Genomic DNA, 17,803 nt, shown 5'->3' on the forward strand with positions numbered 1-17,803 from the left:
GGGGCGTTCGGCGGCGTTTCAGCGTTGGCGGGCGGCGGCTACGGGGCGGGTGGTGAAGCCGAGTTTGCGGTATGTGGCGATTGCGGCCTCGTTCCAGTAGTCGACGATCAAGGCCACCCGTTCGCGCCCGGTCAACTGCTCGTCAGCGGCGAAGGCACAGAGCGCCGCGGCGACCCCGCGCCCCCGCGCGTCCGGATGGGTGGTCACGCCGGCGAGGAAGCCGATCTCGTCGGTGGACCAGGCCTCGGCGGCTACTGCCAACAGCCGTCCATCGGCGCCCCGAACCCCGGCCCATCGGCGGACACCCGGGGCGCCCGGCTTCGCGTAGGAGTCCGGAAATGATTCCTCGAGCAACGCGTTGATCTCGGGCCAGGCATCCCCGGTCAGCCACTCCGGCCCACCCGCCGGCATCGGCGTCAACCCGCTGGGAGCCATGGCCGAGCTTCCCCGCTCCAAGCCAACGGGGAGGTGTGGGGTCACCGGGGTGGTGGTTTCCATCCAGGCGAAGCGGGCGCTGACCTCCAGCTCGGGCATCCGGGCCACGACGTCGGTGACCAGCTGCTCCGCGCCGAAGGGGCGGAAGTTGCCGCCCACCACCGGCAGCACTTCGCGCAGGAGGGAGGCCAGGGCGTCGGGCTCGCCGTTCATGACCAGGCGATCCCAGTGGGACAGATCCGGACAGGCCACCACGACGGCCCCGGGGCGGCGCCAGGCTCGAGCGTCGTGCGCGGCGAGTGCCCAGCGAACCAGCGGGTCTTTTTCGATCACCGGGTCATGCTGCCGTATTGACCGAACCTGGCATCCTCGGGCCGGTGCCGAAGCTTCCCTCTCCCCGCGTCATGATCAAACGGCTGGCGACGACGGGCGCGCTGGCCGTGATTCTCACGGCCGTGGTCATGGCCGGTTCCGATCATTGGGTACGGGCTACCGCGCACGGCTACGTCCATGACGTCGCATCGGTGCCGCCCGCCCCGGTGGCGCTGGTGCTCGGCGCCCAGGTCGACGCCGACGGGAGTCCTTCGCCGTTCCTGGCAGCGCGTCTCGAGGTCGCCCGCCAGCTGCTGGCGGCCGGCAAGATCAAGGCGATCCTGGTGTCGGGTGATCATGCGGAGTGGCACTACAACGAGCCGGGAGCGATGCTGCACTGGCTGGTTGATCACGGTGTCCCGTCGGAACGGGTGGTGCTCGACCACGCCGGGTTCGACACGTACGACTCGTGTGCCAGGGCTCACGAGATCTTCGGCGTGGACAAGGCAATCGTGGTGACCCAGAACTTCCACCTCCCCCGAGCCGTCGCACTCTGCCGCACCCTCGGCATCGACGCCACCGGCGTGGGCGACGACACCGTGCGCGTCTACCGCCCGACCTGGCTCCGCGGCGAAATCCGTGAACAGGGCGCCGCCGTCAAGGCCGCCGCCGACGTCATCTCCCAGCGCGATCCCGTCTTCCTGGGCCGCCACGAAACCGGCGTGGAAACCGCCATCGCCGGCAGCTGACCACCAGCCAACACGAACCGGCGTGGAGACGCCCGGCAACACGAACCGGCCCGGAGACGCCCGGCAACACGAACCGGCGTGGAGACGCCCGGCAACACGAACCGGCCCGGAGACGCCCGCTGACGAGCGCCATCACAGCAGTTCCGCGGCCAGGCCGACGCGCAGGTAGGCGTCCACCCACGCGGAAGTCGCCGCCGGTCCAGGGTCCGAGCCGAAGTGACCGGCCAGCCTGTCCAACGCGGCCGCCACTCGATGCAGTCCGGCCCGGGCGCCTGCCTGGCTGGCCTCGCGCAACCGGCGGTGGGCAGCGGGCGGCACGTGGGCCAGGCCGTAATGAGCGATCTCCGCCAACGCCTCCCGGGCCTCCACAACGGCTGCGGCCAGGGGTTCGTCACTCGGCCCGGGGGAGAGGGGCTCGGCGCCGAGGCCCGGATCCGCCAGGGACGGCGCGCCCGGAGCCGCGGGAGGGGACAGGTCGGGGACTATCGGGAGGCCGTCGGCGGCGATCGCGTACGGGGTGAGGATCAACCCGCCGCCGCCTCGGTGCACGGGACCGGCAACGAACCTCGGGGGCCCGTGGCGCCCGGAGAAGGCAGCGGCGACCGCATCGATCCGGCCGGGCACGACGCCGGCGTGGGTGGCCGTGACCGTTGCCGGGGAGCCCGAGGTGTCAAGGATCTCCACGGTGAGCCGCTGCGCACCGGGCGAGTAGTGGATGTCGCCGACCTCGGCGATGGCGAGTACCCGGACCAGTTCGGCGCGGACCCGGGCTCGCACCGGTCGCGGCGGCAACCGGTCGAGGGCCGCGGCCAGCTCGGTGAAGTCGCGTACGAGCAGGCCGGGCGGCAGCCTGTCCCAGGCTCCGTTGCCGGCCGTGACGGTCGACCGGGAGACCCGGCTCGTGGTCAGGCGCACCACGCGGCTGGCGCTGCGGACGGCGGATTCGGTCACGAGTACGCCGCCCGCGAGGGAGCCCACCGTCGCTCCGCCGAGGCGGCGGCGGGCCAGGGCGGCTCCGTCGTCATCGGTGGTCCAGGTGCGGTGCGAGACCAGTACGACTCCGCTCGCCGCCTGGGCGTGGAAGACCTCGACGCGCCGCTGGTCGTCGATCGCTGTGACGCGGGCACCGAGCCCGTCGAGGCGTACCCGGCGCAGTGGGGTCTCGGCGGCCTCCGCGGAACCGAGCACCCGGGCCCGGACGCCGGATCCGTCGCTGGTGGCCGCGGCGCGATGCCGGGCGAACAACTCCGCGATCAGGTCGGCGACGGTCTCGGGTGTGTAGCGGGCGCTGCGTTCACGGTAGGCGGCCAACTGGTCGGCAAGCTCCGCGGTGGCGTCCAGCGGCCAGCGCAGACCGGCCCGGTCGAGCCGGCTGAGATGGGCGGCGGCCGCCGCTACCAGCCCTTCGCCCGCGTGCACGACGCCGGCCCGCAGCACGTCGGCGGCGAAGTCGACAACGGCTTCGAGTCCGGTACCGCCCTCGGCCGGGGCGGTCCGGGTCCCGCCGACGTCGACGACACACTCGGGGGCGGCGGGATCGTTGTCGTCCGCGGCCCGGAATGCCCAGACGGCCAGGGCGATGACGTCGTCGCGTACCCCTGCTCTGGCGTCCGTGTGCACGAAGCCCAGATCCCGCGGCACCAGAAAGCGCACGGTGGCGGTCGCGAGCTCGACCACCGGGACCGCACCGCGCCGGACCCGCGCGGTGTAACCGGCCTGCGCGGCCCGCCGCGCCGCCGCGACCAGCCGCGCACCGATACGCGCGGCCAGCTCCGCATCGGTGAACTCCCCCGGCGACCAGCCGACCAGCACGGCCGCGTTCCCAGGCACGGCCGCGTCCCCAGGCACGGTCTCGGAAGCTGGGAAGGCCTCGGAAGCAGGCACGGCCTCGGAAGCCGGGACGGCCTCGGAAGCCGGGACGGCCTCGGAAGCCGGGACGGCCTCGGAAGCTGGGATGGCCTCGGAAGCTGGGATGGACGGCGAAGAGGAAGGGATCTGCTGATAGGCGAGCACCAACCCGATCAAATGCCGGCAGACGGTCATCGCCCCGCACGAGCAACTCCCCCGGTCCAGCCCGCCGACCGGCAACTCCGCCCGCACACCCTCGGCGAACTCGGCGACCACCACCGCATCCGCACCCACCGAGATCCCCGGCGGCTCACGATCCACCTCACGGCCGGCCCGTTTGACCAGGCCACGGTTGGTGAGGGCGGACAGAGCCTCAGCGTCCAGCGCCAGCAGGTCAGCCCGCACCGGCAGAGCACCAGCGGTCATCGGCCCACCCGCTCCGCGACGAAGGCGGCCAGCTCGCCCGGAGTCATGGCGCCCACGCTCGCCCCCACGTCCGCGAGCTTCTGGGCGCACTCCCGGTCGTACGCCGGATCGGCCTGCTCGTCCAGCGCGGCCAGCCCGAGCACGATGGTCCCCTGCTCGACGAGGTTGCGGACCGTTCGTACCAGATCGGTTGTGGAACCACCCTCGAAGAAGTCGCTGACAACGGCGATGATCGTCCGCCTCGGCTGTTCCACCAGCTGGGCCGCGAAGCGGACCGCGCGGGCGATGTCGGTGCCGCCGCCGAGCTGGGTCTTCATCAGCAGCTCGACCGGATCGCTGACGTCCTCGGTCAGGTCGACGACCTCGGTGTCGAAGGCGACCAGGTGGGTCTTGACGCCGGGCAGCCCCCACAGGCAGGCGGCGGTGACGGCCGAGTGGATGACCGACGGCAGCATCGAGCCGGACTGGTCGACGAGCAGGATCACCTGCCACGGTGCGAGGTGGCGGCGGGTGCGCGAGAGGAAGTACGGCGTCTCGACGTAGATCCGCTGCTCCTCGGGGTTGTATCGCCCCAGATTCGCCCGGATCGTCCGCCGGGCGTCGAAGTTGCGCGCCTGTTTGAACCGGCTGCTCCGACGGGCCCGCGCGCCGGCGAAGCTGTGCCGCACGTCCTCGGCGAGCCGGGCGATCAGGTCCCGGACGACGGCCTCGACGAGCCGCCGGGCCAGCCGCAGGACCTCGGGGTTCATCAGGTGTTTCGTACGCAGGACCGCACGCAGCAGAGCCGGATTGGGCTCGACCCGCTCCAGCACCGCGGGGTCGGTGACGATGTCGTTGATCTCGTAGCGCTCGACGGCGTCCCGCTGCAACCGCTCCACGGTCTCCTTCGGGAACAGCCGGGTGATCCCGTCCAGCCAGTCGACAGTGCTCAGCTGGGAGCGGCCGGGGCCGCCCTCCCGCCGGATGTCGCGGCGGGCCAGCTCCTCGTCCCGGCCGTAGAGCCAGTCCAGGGCGGCGTCCCGCTCGGCCGCCGCACCGCTGAGACCGCCCAGCCCTTCGGCGGACGGTTCGCCCAGGATCAGCCGCCATCGTTCCAGCCCCGCGTCAGTCATCCGATCTCCCCGCCACCATCAGCCCGGCGAGGGTCAGGCGCTGCTCAACGGCCTCGTCGAGGGCGAGCCCCGCCGCGACGGTCTCCGGAGCGACGGTCGAGCGGAGCAGGTCACGCCCGGATCCGGCCAGCCCGCGCCGGGCCAGAAGCTGGTCCGCGATGGCCTCGCGCTCGCGCGGCGGGAAGAACTCGAACGCCTGCCGCAACGCGGGCAACGCCAACAGGAACTCCTCGGCGCCGAGCCCGATCACCAGGTCGTCCAGCAGGCCGAGGATGCCGCCGGGCGCGAGCACGGCCTCCCGCGCGACGGCGAACAACCCGGACAGCCAGTCTCCAGCAGTACCCGCGGCGAAAGCGCCCCGTACCGCCACCTGCGCCTCCGGCAACCGCAAATGATCACCAGCGAAAGCGGAAGCAGCCAGGATTCGCGCCAACCCGTAGAACGCCCCGCGCAAATCAGGCGGCGCGGCCCGATCCCCCGCGATCCGACCGGCGACCGCCGCCGCCTCACCCGCATCAACACCGGCTTTCACACCATGCAAAACCGCATCACGTACGGCCACAACCGCACGAATCCGCGGCAGATCAGCCGGCGCCCCCGCGCTGTGCCAGCCATCAGCCAGCCACAGGATCCGCCGTGTCGCCGCGACCACCACGCTCCCGAACACCGGGCTGCCCATCGTCCCCAGCAACTGGTCGTGCCGCCACAGAGCCAGCGTCACCGCCAGCACCCGCCCCAAACCGGCCAGATCGGTCGCGGCCGCCACCCCGCGCGCGAGCCGGTCCGGCACGTCCGCGACGAGTTCCGTGACACCGCAGAGCGCCGAGTCGAACAGCGCGTCGGCGAGCCCCGCCAGCTCACCGGCAGCCGCCTCGATGCGCTGCGTGATTCTGGCCGCGGCGGCCGACTCCAGGGTCACCCCGTACCCGCCGGCCTCGATCAGCGCGACCAGACGGTGCCCGGCATCACGGACGTTCCACGTCTCGGCGATGACCGGGTCGAGTCCGGTGGCCGGGCCGGCCGTCCGGTCGTACCCCGGAACGCCGAGGATCCGCAGCCGGTGCAGCACCCGGCTGCGCTCCCGGCCCTCGGGTTTCAGCAGCTCGATGTCGTGCCGGCCGGGCTGGTCCAGACCGTGCCGCTCCAGGTCGGCGGTGACCGCGTGCACGAGTGGCGGCAGCGGGGTGTCCGGGTGCAGGCGGCCGACCCGCTCGCCACTGAGCGCCGCGGTCATCTCCACGACGGCCGGATGCTGCCCGGCTGACATCGGCCCGCGCACCGACCAGGGCAACGGCACGTCGAGGGCCTCGTTCACCAGGGCGGCGGCCAGCCCGTCGAGCACGTCGAGCCGGGAGAGATGCCGGTGCCCGCGCAGCCGGGCGAGCGCCTCGGCACTCGTACGCGCGGCGATCAGGTCGGCCGTGGAGACCGGCTGGCCACGCCCGCGCAGCCGCGCCGCGACCGCGGTGATCAGATAACGGGCCGCCGAGTCCGGGCCGTCCTCCCATAGCCGCTGGTAGTACTCCGGCGACGGCATCCCGGACTGATACCCGCCGAAGGCGTCGAGGCGGCGGAACGAGTACGGCACGAGATAACTCCCAGCCGTCGCCCCCTCCGGCGGCTCAGGCACCTCCGGCCAGGCAGTTCGCTCGCCCGACTCAGCCCCCTCCGGTGGTTCACCCGCCTGCGACCAAGAACCGGGCGCGCCCGGCGCAGCCCCGGCCAGGCGGAGCAGAGCGGGCCGGTGGAACCCGCCCACCACGGCGACCACCGGCCGCTCCCCCGCCTCCGCACACGCCGCCCGGATCCACCGGGCCATGTACTCCTCCCGCACCGTGTCCGAAGCCCCGGCCCGCGCCTCACCCCGGATCAGGTCGAAGTACGCCACGAGCCGCTCCTCCGACGGCTCCATCTCGATCACGTGGTCCCAGAGCGCATCCGTGTTGTCCACACCGAACGCCACACACAGCCGCTCCACCGCTTCGGCATAGCGGACTTCCGCGTCGGCGTACCTGTTGCTCCGGTCCGCGAACGCCTCGTGCCACGCCGGCAGGTCGATGAAGCGCAGCTCCGCACCGGCCGCCCGCCCCTCGTGCAGCGCCACCCACTCCGGCGAGTACGCGCAGAACGGCGCCCACGACCCGTGCCGCCGCTGCTCGTCCGCGTAGCTGGTGAACACCGCCACCGGCAGCTCGTGCCCGAGCAGCAGCTCGCCGATCCGGTCGTTCATCTCGGCCGGACCCTCGACCAGCACGAACGCCGGCCGCACCGCCGTTATGGTGGAGGCGACCAGGCGCGCGCAGGCGGGGCTGTGATGCCGGACCCCGATGACCGTGAGGTTCATCAGCCCGGTAGTTCCCGCCGCGCGTCGTGCAGTTCGCGCCACTGCTCACCGCTACGCCACGACGTCTGCTGTTCCAGGTAGCGCCGCAGTTTGGCCAGGTCGTCCGCGTTGTCCTTGGCCGCCGTCCCGGCCAGGCACGACACCAGGTCGGCGGCATCCCCGGCGGTCCCGCGCAGGAACCAGCCCCGCAGCCCGACCGCGTGGGCCACCGCCACCGCCTCGGCCGTGCTCATCACCGCGGACAGCCGTTCCATCTCGTCACCGCGTGAGGTACGCCCGTTCCGCAGCTCCCGGAACGTCGTGACCAGCACCTCCAGCACGTCCCGGCGGGGCGGCGCGGTCACTCCGGAACGGCGCAGCAGCGCGGCGGCCTCGGACTCGACAAGCGCCAGCTCGGTGTCGAAGTCGGCGATCGGGAAGACCGTCTCGAAGTTGAACCGCCGCTTCAGCGCCGAGCTCATGTCGTTGACGCCGCGGTCACGGGTGTTGGCCGTGGCGATGATGTTGAAGCCGTCCCGGGCGAACACCATGCCCGCGTCACCGGGAAGCTCCGGCACCGCCATGACCCGGTCGGAGAGCGGGGAGAGCAGGCAGTCCTGCACCTCCAGAGGACACCTGGTGATCTCCTCGAACCGCACGGTCCGCCCCTGGGACATGCCGCGCAGCAGCGGCGCCGGGACCAGCGACCGCTCGCTGGGCCCCTCGGCCACGAGCAGCGCGTAGTTCCACGAGTACTTGATCTGGTCCTCGGTGGTGGCCGCACCACCCTGAATGGTCAGCGTGGAGTCGCCGCTGACCGCCGCCGCGAGCAGCTCGGAGAGCAGCGACTTGGCCGTGCCCGGCTCGCCGACCAACAGCAGGCCCCGGCTGGTGGCGAGGCTGACCAGGGCCCGGTCGATCAGGGAGGGGTCGCCGACGAACTTGCGGGTCACGCCCAGCTGCTCGTCGCCGACGATGAACGCGCGGGCCGCCCGCAGGCTCAGCGCCCAGCCCGGCGGTCTCGGTGCGTCGTCGGCGGCCCGGAGCCGGACCAGCTCCCCGGCGTAGCGCACCTCCGCGGGTGGCCGCTGAACAGGAAGATCAGACAGAACAGTCACGGCAGCGACCCTAACCAGGGCCCCCGACAAAACCGCGAGGACTACGACAGGAAGCGCGGAAGAACTTTCGCCGCGTCACCGGCGGGACCCTGCCACGCCACATATCCGTCCGGCCGGACCAGCACTGCCACACCCGAATCCACGTCCGGAGCGGCGATGCGCAGGCGGTCACCGTACCCCTGCATGGAAGTGGCCGTGACCAGCACATGCTTGCCCTCACGCAGTGCCTCGTAGAGGCGTTCCCCGCCGCGCAGCGGCAGATCGGCGGCCCGCGGCGCGCCCGGATAGGTGATGCCCACGCCGGAGATCACGCCCGCTGCCCGGCGGACCACCGGGGGCACCGCCAGGAGCCCGGATCCCACCGTGTTGCGCAGCCAACGCGCCGGCCGGGAGCGAACCATGGCCAGCCGGATCAGCGTGCCACTGCTGCGCAGGACCAGTTTGCCGACCGGGTGCCGCTCCGCCTCGTACGTGTCCAGCAGCCCCTCCGGCGCCCAGCCCTGGACGGTGGCGGCGAGTTTCCAGGAGAGGTTCGCCGCGTCCTGAAGGCCGGTGTTCATTCCCTGCCCGCCGGCCGGCGAGTGCACGTGGGCCGCGTCGCCGGCGAGGAAGACGCGACCCACCCGGTACCGCGGGGCCTGCCGCTCGTCGCTGTGGAACCGGGAGAGCCAGCGCGCCTCGGTGATGCCGAAGTCGGTGCCGTGCACCCGGCTGGTGACCGCACGCATCTCGTCGAGCGTCACCGGGGTCTGGTCGTTCACCTGGTTGCGCCGGTCCCAGGCGAAGATCCGGAACCACCCGTCGCCGAACGGGGCGACCATGGCGAACGCGTCGCCGACCGCGTTGACGGCCAGCGCCGACGCCGGCGGGTTCGCCAGGCGCACGTCGGCCAGCATGATCGACGTGAGCACGGCCTTGCCGGGGAAGGGCAGGCCGAGGGCGGAGCGGACCGCGCTGTGCACGCCGTCGGTGCCCACGACGTAGTCGGCCGTGGCGGTGCTGCCGTCGTCGAAGTCGAGCGTCACCCGCTCGTCGTCCTGCCGCAGGCCGGTGAAGCGCGCGCCGCGTACGACGGTGGCGCCGGCCTTCACGGCGCGCTCCTCCAGCGCCTGCTCCACGTGGTACTGCGGCGTGATCAACAGGTAGGGGAAGCGGGACGGCAACCGGGAGAGGTCGACGCGGATCCGGTCGAAGAGGCGGAGCGCCTCGATGTGGGCGCCGGTGGTGGCGATCTCGTCGGCGAGACCACGGGCGTCGAGCAGCTCCAGCGTGCGGGCATGCACACCGAAGGCGCGTGTGAGGTTCGAGGTGGAGTCGCGACGCTCGTAAAGCGTGACGGAGACGCCGGCCTGGGCCAGGTCGCCGGCGAGAAGCAGACCGGTCGGGCCGGCACCGATGATTGCGATCGAGCTGTGCATGGAGTCCTCCAGAGCTGAATGCCAACACTTGTTGGCAACGGTAGAACTCGATGCGCTAGGAAGTCAACACCTGTTGGCCTACACTTGTTGGCATGACTGCACCGCGCCGCTCCGACACGACCCGGGCCGCGATTCTGACCGCCGCCCGCGAGCGTTTCGCCGCCGACGGATTCGAACGCGCCACCATCCGGGCGATTGCCGCCGACGCGCGCATCGACCCGTCGATGGTCATGCGCTACTACGGCAACAAGGAGAAGCTCTTCGCCGCCGCGGCCGAGTTCGACCTGCGCCTGCCCGACCTGACCGGCGTGCCCACCGATGCCATCGGCGCCACCCTGGTCAACCACTTCCTGAGCCGCTGGGAGCACGACGAGACGCTGGTCGCCCTGCTGCGCGCCGCGGTCACCCAGGAGTCGGCGGCCGAGCGGATGCGCGGCATCCTCGCCGGTCAACTCGCCCCGGTCGTCGGCCGCCTGGCACCCGATCCCGCCGAGACCGGCACCCGGGCCGGCCTGCTCGCGACCCAGATGCTCGGGTTCGCGCTGTGCCGCTTCGTGCTGCGCATACCGCCGGTCGTCGCCCTGGACACCGACGCGGCGATCGCCTGGCTCGGCCCGACCGTTCAGCGGTATCTCACCGGCACCATCTGACATAGACTGCCGTCCATGGCTCGACGGCGTCTGTTCCTCACGGCTTCCGCTGCTGCCGCTGTTGCGGCACCCCTGACCACGGCGGCTGCGGCTGCTGCCGCGGCACCCTTGAGCGCGTCGGCGCGGGCCGCGCAGGCGGCCGGCCCGCGCCGGCGCCCGCCCGGCGCCGACCTGCGCGCGATCCTCCGGGAGATCGACCCGGGCCGGATCGAGGCCACCGTGCGCAAGCTGGCCTCGTTCGGCACCCGGCACACGCTGTCGTCGCAGGACGACCCGGTCCGCGGCATCGGCGCCGCCCGCGACTGGATCCACCGGGAGCTGCAGGGATACGCCGCGCGCTCCGAGGGCCGGATGACCGTCGAGCTCCAGTCGTTCGTGCAGCCGGTCTCACCCCGGGTCCCGGTGCCCACCACCATCACCAACGTGATCGCCACCCTGCGCGGCAGCACCGCGCCGGACCGGATCTACGTGGTCACCGGCCACTACGACTCCCGCGCCTCCGACGTCCTCGACGCGACAAGCGACGCACCGGGCGCCGACGACGACGCGTCAGGCGTCGCCGTGATCATGGAACTGGCCCGTGTGCTGTCCACCCGCAAACCGGGCGCCACCATCGTCTTCGCCGCCGTCGCCGCCGAGGAGCAGGGCCTCTACGGCTCCGACCACATGGCCCAGGCCTACAAAGACGCCGGCGCCGACATCCAGGCCATGTTCAGCAACGACATCGTCGGCACCGGCAACCCCGGCGACGGCACCCGCCCCGACCCGCGCACCGTGCGGCTCTTCGTCGAGGGCGTGCCCACCTCGGAGACCGCCGCACAGGCCAACACCCGCCGCAGCGTCGGCGGCGAGAACGACGGCGCCTCCCGCCAGCTCGGCCGCTTCGCCCAGGACGTCGCCGAGAACCCGCAGACCGGCATGAACGTGCGTGTCATCTGGCGCCGCGACCGCTACCTGCGCGGCAGCGACCACATCTCGTTCCTGCTGCGCGGATACCCCGCCGCCCGCTTCACCGAGCCCCGCGAGAACTTCGCCCACGAACACCAGGACGTCCGCGTCGTCGACGGCGTCCAATACGGCGACCTCGTCGAATTCTGCGACTTCGGCTACATCGCCCGGGTCGCCCGCGTCAACGCCGCCACCCTCTGGTCGCTGGCGCAGGCCCCCGGCACACCGCGCGGCGTCGTCATCGACACCACCCAGCTCACCAACGAGACCACCCTGCGCTGGCAGCCCGGCACCGAACCCGGCATCGCCGGATACGAGGTGGTCTGGCGCGAGACCACCGCACCCGACTGGGAGCACACCCTGGCCGTCGGCAACGTCACCACGGTCACCATCGACCTCTCCAAGGACAACGTCCTCTTCGGCGTCCGCGCGGTCGGCACCACAGGCCTCCGCAGCCCCGCCGCCGCTCCCCAACCCAGCTGAAGCCCCACAATCAAGATCCCAATGCAGGGGTACGACCGACGAGTCCCCGATCCCGCCCAGCTGGCCCTGAGCGGCGCCCCCAGCCGCCCAAAGCACCCCTCACCGCCAGCCCACGAACCCAGCTGGCCCTGAGCGGTGTCCCGAGCCGCCAAAAGCACCCCTCACCGCCAGCCCACGAACCCAGCTGGCGCTGAGCGGTGTCCCGAGCCGCCAAAAGCACCGCTGACGGCCACAGGACACCGTGTGGCGTGGCACCGGCGGGCTGGGTCCGAGCTGCGACTGAGGGGAAATTGCTTGCACGGGCCGGCGGGTCCGTGGCAATCTGCCCGGGCGATCGTGCGACGAGTGCACGATGCCAACTTTTCGAAAGAGTGAAGCCTGTGATCGCCGCCCGGCCCTCCGGCCGCCGCTGAGCGTTCCCGCCCTGCGGCGGCTCTGCACCACCGCGTCCCCGTGGCGCGGTGCCGTCATGCCCGCGGAACTTTCCTCTTTGCTGAAAAGGCTTAACTCACCATGGATCTGCGCATTCAGCGCTATGTCGTGTCCAACCTCCGCAACCGCCCCAAGGCAATCGAGATCGGCCCCTTCGTGGCGGGCCTCGATCCGGAGACCGACAGCCCGTTCATCAACTACGCGTCGCCGCTGCCCGGTGCCGCCATCACCGCCGCAGACGTCGCCGGGCTGATCAGCGCGTTCGCCGAGGCCGGCCGTAAGCCACGCCTCGAATACGTCACCAGCAGCGACCCCGAGCTGGAAAACCTGCTGCTCACGGCCGGTTTCACCGTCGAGGCACGGCATCAATACCTGATCTGCACGTCGGAAACTTGGAACGCTTCCGCCGTACCCGATGGCTTTGTCCTTGAGGAACCGGCAACGGACCTGGACCGGGCCGCCCTGATCGCGGCGTTGAACGAGGCGTTCGGTGAGGCGCCGCAGGCGACCGAGGCGGATGTCGCCCGCATGCGCCGCAATGAGGAGCGTGGTGGTGTCGCGCTCACCGCACTGGCGAACACGGTGTGCGCCGGCGGTGCTCAGGCGATGCCGCCGTCCGGTGGGGTGAGCGAGGTGGGTGGTATCGGGGTGCGCGAAACGTTCCGGCGGCGCGGGCTGGCCGGCGCGATCACCTCGGAGATCACCCGGCGGCTCTTCGGCAGCGGTGTGGAGGTCGCCTGGCTGGAAGCGGGCGGTGACGACTCGTGGAGGGTGTACGAGCGGGTCGGCTACGCCCCTGCCGGGCACCGCCTCTACATCTCCCTGGAGCAGTAGAGCATCAGCGGAACGGATCGGGCTGCCGGATGATCGGGTGACCGGATCGTCCGGCAATCCGGAACCGTGGGTGGCCCGCCGGTGAAACCATGACCACTATGACGGTCGACTACACGGTGCGGCTGCGGTTCTCCGACGACTCGCAGGCGGCGGCCACCCACACCAACCTCTCCGCGATCCGGATCGACGGACGCGCCCTCTGGATCGCCGGCGACGAGACTGCCACCATCGAGCGCCTCATGGCCACCGATACCGGCGATCCGGCCCGGCCCACCGAGTTCGGTGCCGAGGCGCGTTTCCGGCTGGGCGATTTCGTCGACCTACCCGGGCTCGACGCCGACGAGGAGGCGGACGTGGAGGGGCTGGCCCGCAGCGAGCAGTTCCTCTGGGCGGTCGGCTCGCACAGCCTGCGCCGCAAGCAGATCAAGGACCGGCACGAGGGGCCCAAGGCACTGCGGCGGCTCGCCCGGGTCGAGGGACAGGCCAACCGGCAGATCCTGGTACGCCTGCCGATCACCGACGTGGACGGCGTACCCACACCAGTCCGGGAAGTGGTCGCCGACGGGGTCCGCCACCGCGCCGCCGTCCTGACCGGCCGTGACGACCTGCGCCGGCTGCTGCGCGACGACGAGCACCTGGGCCCGTTCCTGCCGATCCCCGGCAAGGACAACGGCCTCGACATCGAGGGCATCGCCGTCTACCAGGACCGGGTCTACCTCGGGTTGCGCGGGCCGGTGCTGCGCGGGTGGGCGTTCGTGCTGGAGCTGCGGCCGTACGTGACCGACGACGAACCGGGGCGCCTGCGGCTGCGGCCGTTCCCCGACGGGCGGACCTATCGCAAGCACGTGCTGGATCTGAACGGCCTGGGCATCCGCGATCTCTGCCCGCACGGTGACGATCTGCTCGTCCTGGCCGGTCCGACGATGGACCTGGACGGGCCGGTGCGCATCTACCGCTGGCACGACGCCTGCCGCACCGAGCAGCCGTCGATCGTGCGGGACAAAATGATCAGCCGCGAGATGGAGCTGACCTACGGCGAGGGCGACGACCACGCCGAGGGCTTGACGCTGCTCGGTGAGGACCGGGTGCTCGTCGTCTACGACAGCCCGGCCCCGGTCCGCCTGACCACCGACGGCGCCGTGATCGCGGACGTGCTACTTCTACCCAGGTGACAATCTTGGGAAGTGCCCTCGTGACAGGAGCCTCGCGTGGCCTCGGCGCGCACATCGCCCGCCGCCTCGCCGCCGACGGATGGCCGATTGCGATCAACTACCGCAGTGACGCCGACGGCGCCGAGAAGATCGCCGAGGAGATCATCGCGGCGGGCGGCCGGGCTGCGGCGCTGCGGGGAGACGTCACTGACGAGTCTTCCGTACGGGAACTCGTCGCGGCCGCCACCGGACAGCTCGGCCCGGTGCGGGTCGTCGTCGCCAACGCCACCGGGCCGCAGCCGACCGGCCCGGCCGAGCAGGTGACCTGGCAGGACCACCTCGACCAGTTGGAGTTCTTCGTGAAGAGCCCGACGCTGCTGCTCGCGGCGACGCTGCCGGGCATGAAGGAGCTGGGCGGCGGGCGGTTCATCCACATCGGGTCCGACTCGTTCGAGCGGGCCCTCCCCGGCGCGTCGGCCTACAACGCCGCCAAGGGGGCGCAGATCGGGCTGGCCCGGACGTGGGCTCGGGAGCTGGGCGCGTACGGCGTAACGGTGAACGTGGTGGCGCCCGGCTGGATCCCGGTCGAACGGCACGGCGAGGCGGACACGGCCGGATATGTGGCGGAGGTGCCGCTGGGCCGGATCGGGACTCCCGCGGACATCGCCGACGTGGTGGCGTTCGTGGCGTCGGACGCTTCCCGCTTCATCACCGGTGAGCGGATCACGGTGAACGGCGGCCACACGATCGACTAGCTCGCTCCGCACCACACCGCCGCGCATCCCGACGGTGATCAGTTGCGGCTGCGGATCCTCTTCGCCACGGAGCCGCACCGTGTCGACGAGGTGCGGGAGCGGATCGACGCGGCACTTGCCGCCGGTGATTGGCAGCTCCTCGAATCCGGCTGCGCCCGCGTCGAGCAGGACGAACGCCCGCACGCCCGGCGCCTGCTCCAACAGCGCTGAGACCAGAGCGCCGGAACGGAGCGCCGGGGAACACGGTGTGCCGGCGCTGTCGTCGAGGGCGGGAAAGCGCTGATCACGCGCGACCGAGACTCGATCACGAGCATTGAGACTCGGTCGCGCGCAATCCCGGTCAGGCGCCTCGGAGGGTGGCGTTGTGGCGGGAGGCGGTGAGTGCCACCGCGGCGTCGCGGGCGGCGATCGTCTCCTCGGAGGTGAGGGTCCGGTCCGGGGCGCGGAACGTCAGCTTGTAGGCCAGCGACCGCTTCCCCTCGCCCAGCTGCGGCGACTCGTAGACGTCGAACAGCGACACCGACTCCAGCAGCGAGCCCGCGCCCTCGGTGAGGGCGGCCTGGACCTCGGCCGCGGGGACCGCGGCGTCCAGGACCAGCGCCACGTCGATCAGCGCCGGCGGGAAGGTGGAGATCCGCGGTGCGTCGACGACCGGGACGTCGGGCAGGGCGTCCAGGTTCAGTTCGGCCGCCGCGGTGCGCTTGGGCAGGTCGAAGGCGGCGATCACGGCCGGGTGGAGTTCGCCCGCGTGGCCGGTGACCTGATCGTCGACGAGGATCTCTGCGCAGCGGCCGGGGTGCCACGGTGCGCGCTCGGTTGACCGTACGGTGACCCGGTTTTCCGCAATGCCCGCGGCACTCAGGGTGACGCGCGCGGCCTCGATGGCGTCCGCCCAGGTCGCGGCCCGGCCCGGACCCCACCAGCCGGCGGGTTCGACGTCGCCGGCCAGCACGACGGCGAGGTGCCACGGCTGCGACGGCACGATCGTGTTGGCAGCCGCCCACTCCTCGTCGGTGGGGCGGCGGTCCACGCCGAGCGACGGCGGCGCCGTCTCGGTCAGGTGCGGCAGGAACACCGTTCCGGTCTCGAAGAGCGCCACGTCGCGCCGGCCGCGGCCGAGGTTGCGCTTGAGGGTGCCGAGCAGCGGGGCGAGGAGGCTGGTCCGCAGCAGCGGTTCCTCCTCCGACAGCGGGTTGGTGAGCCGGACCGCGCTGCGCCGGGGATCCGACGGCGGCAGGCCGAGGGCGTCGGCCGTGCCGGGGGCGACGAACGGGTAGGACAGCACTTCGACGTACCCGTTCTCGGCGAGCGCCCGGCCTACCGAGCGGCGCCGTTTCTGGGCCGTGGTCAGCCCGTTGCTGCTGCCGGCCGGCGGCAGCACGCTCGGGATGTCGTTGTAGCCGCCGAGCCGCGCCACCTCCTCGACCAGGTCGATCGGGGCGAGCAGGTCGGGCCGCCAGCTCGGCGGGACGACCGTGTCGCCGTTCACCTCGCAGCCGATCGTGGTCAGCAGCTCCGCCACCCGGGACGCCGAGTAGGGCAGCCCGATGATCCGCGACGGCAGCTCAGCCGGCAGCGTGATCGGCGCGGGCGCGACGATGTGGTCGATGTCGAGCACCCGCTCGTCCACCGTCCCACCCGCGTGCGATGTCAGGATCTCGACGGCTCGCCGCAGTGCCGGCAGGGCGGCCTGCGGGTCGACGCCCCGCTCCCAGCGCTTGGCGGCCTCGCTGAACAGTTTGTGCCGCCGCGCGGTACGCCCGACCATGATCGGGTCCCAGTGTGCGGCTTCGAGCAGCACGTTGACAGTGCCCGGCTGCCACTCGCTGGTCTCGCCGCCCATCACCGCGGCGAGCGAGATCGGCCCGGTCTCGTCGCAGATCACCATGTCCTCGGCGTCGAGGACGCGGACGACACCGTCCAGCGTGGTGAGCTTCTCGCCGGGGCGGGCACGGCGCACGAGCAGGGCGCCGCGGAGCAGGTCCAGGTCGAAGACGTGCATCGGCTGGCCGTACTCGAGCATCAGGTAGTTGGTGATGTCGACCGGCAGCGAGATGGCCCGGATCCCGGCCTGGATCAGCCGCCGCTGCATCCACTCCGGCGACTGGGCCGCCGGGTCGATGCCGCGGACCACGCGCGCCGCGAACCGGTCACAGCCGACGGTGTCTTCCACCACGAGGGGATACGGCTTCTCAGCGGTCCCGGCGGGAGAGGCGCCGACCGGGTCGGTGAAAGCCACCGAGTAGTACGTGGCCAGCTCCCGCGCGATACCGCGGACGCTCATCTCGTAACCCCGGTCCGGGGTGATCTCGACCTCGACCAGCACGTCGTCGAGCCCGACCACCGGCCGGGCGTCCACACCGACCTCAGCCGAGCCCGCGGGCAGCACGATGATCCCGGAGTGATCCCCGGACAGGCCCAGCTCGGCGGCCGAGCAGATCATGCCGTTCGAGTTCCGCCCGTACGTCTTGCGCGCACCGATCTTGAACCCGCCCGGCAGCTCGCCCCCGGGCAGGATGACCACCACGAGGTCGCCCTCGGCGAAGTTGCGCGCACCGCAGACGATCTCCTGCGGAGCCGAGCGGCCGACGTCCACCGTGCAGAACCGGATCGGCTTCTTGAAGCCGGTCAGCTCCTCGATGGTCAGCACCCGGCCGACCACCAGGTCACCGAGGATCGTGCCGGCCTGGTCGACGATGCCCTCGACCTCCATGCCGAGGTTGGTCAGCGCCGTGTCCAGCTCCGAAGCGGTGATCCCCGCGGGCAGCTCGACATACTCGCGCAGCCACGACAGTGACGTCTTCATCGC

The 17,803-nt window shown here is 71.9% G+C and carries 14 protein-coding genes; 7 read left to right on the forward strand and 7 right to left on the reverse strand.

The features are described 5' to 3' along the window. Window positions 1-18: 18 nt before the first annotated feature. Window positions 19-768, reverse strand: coding sequence for a GNAT family N-acetyltransferase (locus tag ACFQV6_RS21170; RefSeq protein WP_378029261.1), 750 nt, complete (start codon window positions 766-768; stop codon window positions 19-21). A gap of 44 nt (window positions 769-812) precedes the next feature. Here ACFQV6_RS21170 and ACFQV6_RS21175 point away from each other — a divergent pair, with 44 nt between their 5' ends. Continuing rightward, on the forward strand, window positions 813-1,496 hold the full coding sequence (locus ACFQV6_RS21175; protein ID WP_378029262.1) for a vancomycin high temperature exclusion protein: 684 nt from the start codon (window positions 813-815) through the stop codon (window positions 1,494-1,496). Between the two features lie 132 nt (window positions 1,497-1,628). Here the strand turns inward: ACFQV6_RS21175 and ACFQV6_RS21180 are convergent, their stop codons facing one another. The 5 genes from ACFQV6_RS21180 to ACFQV6_RS21200 are packed head-to-tail and all read right to left on the reverse strand — an operon-like array spanning window position 1,629 to window position 9,741. Then, on the reverse strand, window positions 1,629-3,770 hold the full coding sequence (locus ACFQV6_RS21180; RefSeq protein WP_378029263.1) for a hypothetical protein: 2,142 nt from the start codon (window positions 3,768-3,770) through the stop codon (window positions 1,629-1,631). Then, entirely contained in the window at window positions 3,767-4,882 is a 1,116-nt protein-coding gene (locus ACFQV6_RS21185) for a VWA domain-containing protein (protein ID WP_378029264.1), read from the reverse strand. Before ACFQV6_RS21185 ends, ACFQV6_RS21180 begins: the two co-directional genes overlap by 4 nt. Beyond that, a complete protein-coding gene (locus ACFQV6_RS21190) occupies window positions 4,875-7,226 on the reverse strand; it encodes a DUF5682 family protein (RefSeq protein ID WP_378029265.1) in 2,352 nt (783 codons plus the stop codon). Before ACFQV6_RS21190 ends, ACFQV6_RS21185 begins: the two co-directional genes overlap by 8 nt. Then, window positions 7,226-8,323 carry an AAA family ATPase gene (locus ACFQV6_RS21195; RefSeq protein ID WP_378029266.1) on the reverse strand — a complete coding sequence of 366 codons (1,098 nt, stop codon included), beginning with the start codon at window positions 8,321-8,323 and terminating at the stop codon, window positions 7,226-7,228. Before ACFQV6_RS21195 ends, ACFQV6_RS21190 begins: the two co-directional genes overlap by 1 nt. Window positions 8,324-8,364: 41 nt before the next feature. Further along, window positions 8,365-9,741: an FAD-dependent monooxygenase gene (locus ACFQV6_RS21200; RefSeq protein WP_378029267.1), complete on the reverse strand. Its 1,377-nt coding sequence runs from the start codon at window positions 9,739-9,741 to the stop codon at window positions 8,365-8,367. Window positions 9,742-9,833: 92 nt separating this feature from the next. Here ACFQV6_RS21200 and ACFQV6_RS21205 point away from each other — a divergent pair, with 92 nt between their 5' ends. From ACFQV6_RS21205 to ACFQV6_RS21230, 6 genes are all read left to right on the forward strand, one after another. Next, the gene (locus tag ACFQV6_RS21205; protein WP_378029268.1) at window positions 9,834-10,391 is read left to right on the forward strand and encodes a TetR family transcriptional regulator; all 558 of its coding nucleotides are present in this window, start codon (window positions 9,834-9,836) and stop codon (window positions 10,389-10,391) included. A 15-nt stretch (window positions 10,392-10,406) separates the two neighbouring features. Then, window positions 10,407-11,822 carry a M28 family metallopeptidase gene (locus ACFQV6_RS21210; protein ID WP_378029269.1) on the forward strand — a complete coding sequence of 472 codons (1,416 nt, stop codon included), beginning with the start codon at window positions 10,407-10,409 and terminating at the stop codon, window positions 11,820-11,822. Between the two features lie 513 nt (window positions 11,823-12,335). Further along, on the forward strand, window positions 12,336-13,088 hold the full coding sequence (locus ACFQV6_RS21215) for a GNAT family N-acetyltransferase (protein ID WP_378029270.1): 753 nt from the start codon (window positions 12,336-12,338) through the stop codon (window positions 13,086-13,088). An 89-nt stretch (window positions 13,089-13,177) separates the two neighbouring features. Beyond that, complete coding sequence (locus ACFQV6_RS21220) at window positions 13,178-14,260, forward strand: DUF3616 domain-containing protein (RefSeq protein WP_378029271.1); 1,083 nt, start codon at window positions 13,178-13,180, stop codon at window positions 14,258-14,260. Window positions 14,261-14,280: 20 nt separating this feature from the next. Beyond that, window positions 14,281-14,994: an SDR family oxidoreductase gene (locus ACFQV6_RS21225; protein ID WP_378029272.1), complete on the forward strand. Its 714-nt coding sequence runs from the start codon at window positions 14,281-14,283 to the stop codon at window positions 14,992-14,994. Window positions 14,995-15,036: 42 nt separating this feature from the next. After that, complete coding sequence (locus tag ACFQV6_RS21230) at window positions 15,037-15,204, forward strand: hypothetical protein (protein ID WP_378029273.1); 168 nt, start codon at window positions 15,037-15,039, stop codon at window positions 15,202-15,204. A 130-nt stretch (window positions 15,205-15,334) separates the two neighbouring features. On the opposite strand, the gene pheT is transcribed toward ACFQV6_RS21230, so the two are convergent. Next, entirely contained in the window at window positions 15,335-17,800 is a 2,466-nt protein-coding gene (gene pheT, locus ACFQV6_RS21235) for a phenylalanine--tRNA ligase subunit beta (RefSeq protein ID WP_378029274.1), read from the reverse strand. Window positions 17,801-17,803 lie beyond the last annotated feature (3 nt).

The organism is Actinoplanes sp. GCM10030250, assembly GCF_042666575.1.
GTDB lineage: Bacteria > Actinomycetota > Actinomycetes > Mycobacteriales > Micromonosporaceae > Actinoplanes.

Coding starts and splice junctions, on each gene's coding strand:
- ACFQV6_RS21180 (WP_378029263.1), bottom strand. CDS start 3,770: ATGACCGCTGGTGCTCTGCCGGTGCGGGCTGACCTGCTGGCGCTGGAC.
- ACFQV6_RS21185 (WP_378029264.1), bottom strand. CDS start 4,882: ATGACTGACGCGGGGCTGGAACGATGGCGGCTGATCCTGGGCGAACCG.
- ACFQV6_RS21190 (WP_378029265.1), bottom strand. CDS start 7,226: ATGAACCTCACGGTCATCGGGGTCCGGCATCACAGCCCCGCCTGCGCG.
- ACFQV6_RS21200 (WP_378029267.1), bottom strand. CDS start 9,741: ATGCACAGCTCGATCGCAATCATCGGTGCCGGCCCGACCGGTCTGCTT.
- ACFQV6_RS21205 (WP_378029268.1), top strand. CDS start 9,834: ATGACTGCACCGCGCCGCTCCGACACGACCCGGGCCGCGATTCTGACC.
- ACFQV6_RS21210 (WP_378029269.1), top strand. CDS start 10,407: ATGGCTCGACGGCGTCTGTTCCTCACGGCTTCCGCTGCTGCCGCTGTT.
- ACFQV6_RS21215 (WP_378029270.1), top strand. CDS start 12,336: ATGGATCTGCGCATTCAGCGCTATGTCGTGTCCAACCTCCGCAACCGC.
- ACFQV6_RS21220 (WP_378029271.1), top strand. CDS start 13,178: ATGACCACTATGACGGTCGACTACACGGTGCGGCTGCGGTTCTCCGAC.
- pheT (WP_378029274.1), bottom strand. CDS start 17,800: ATGAAGACGTCACTGTCGTGGCTGCGCGAGTATGTCGAGCTGCCCGCG.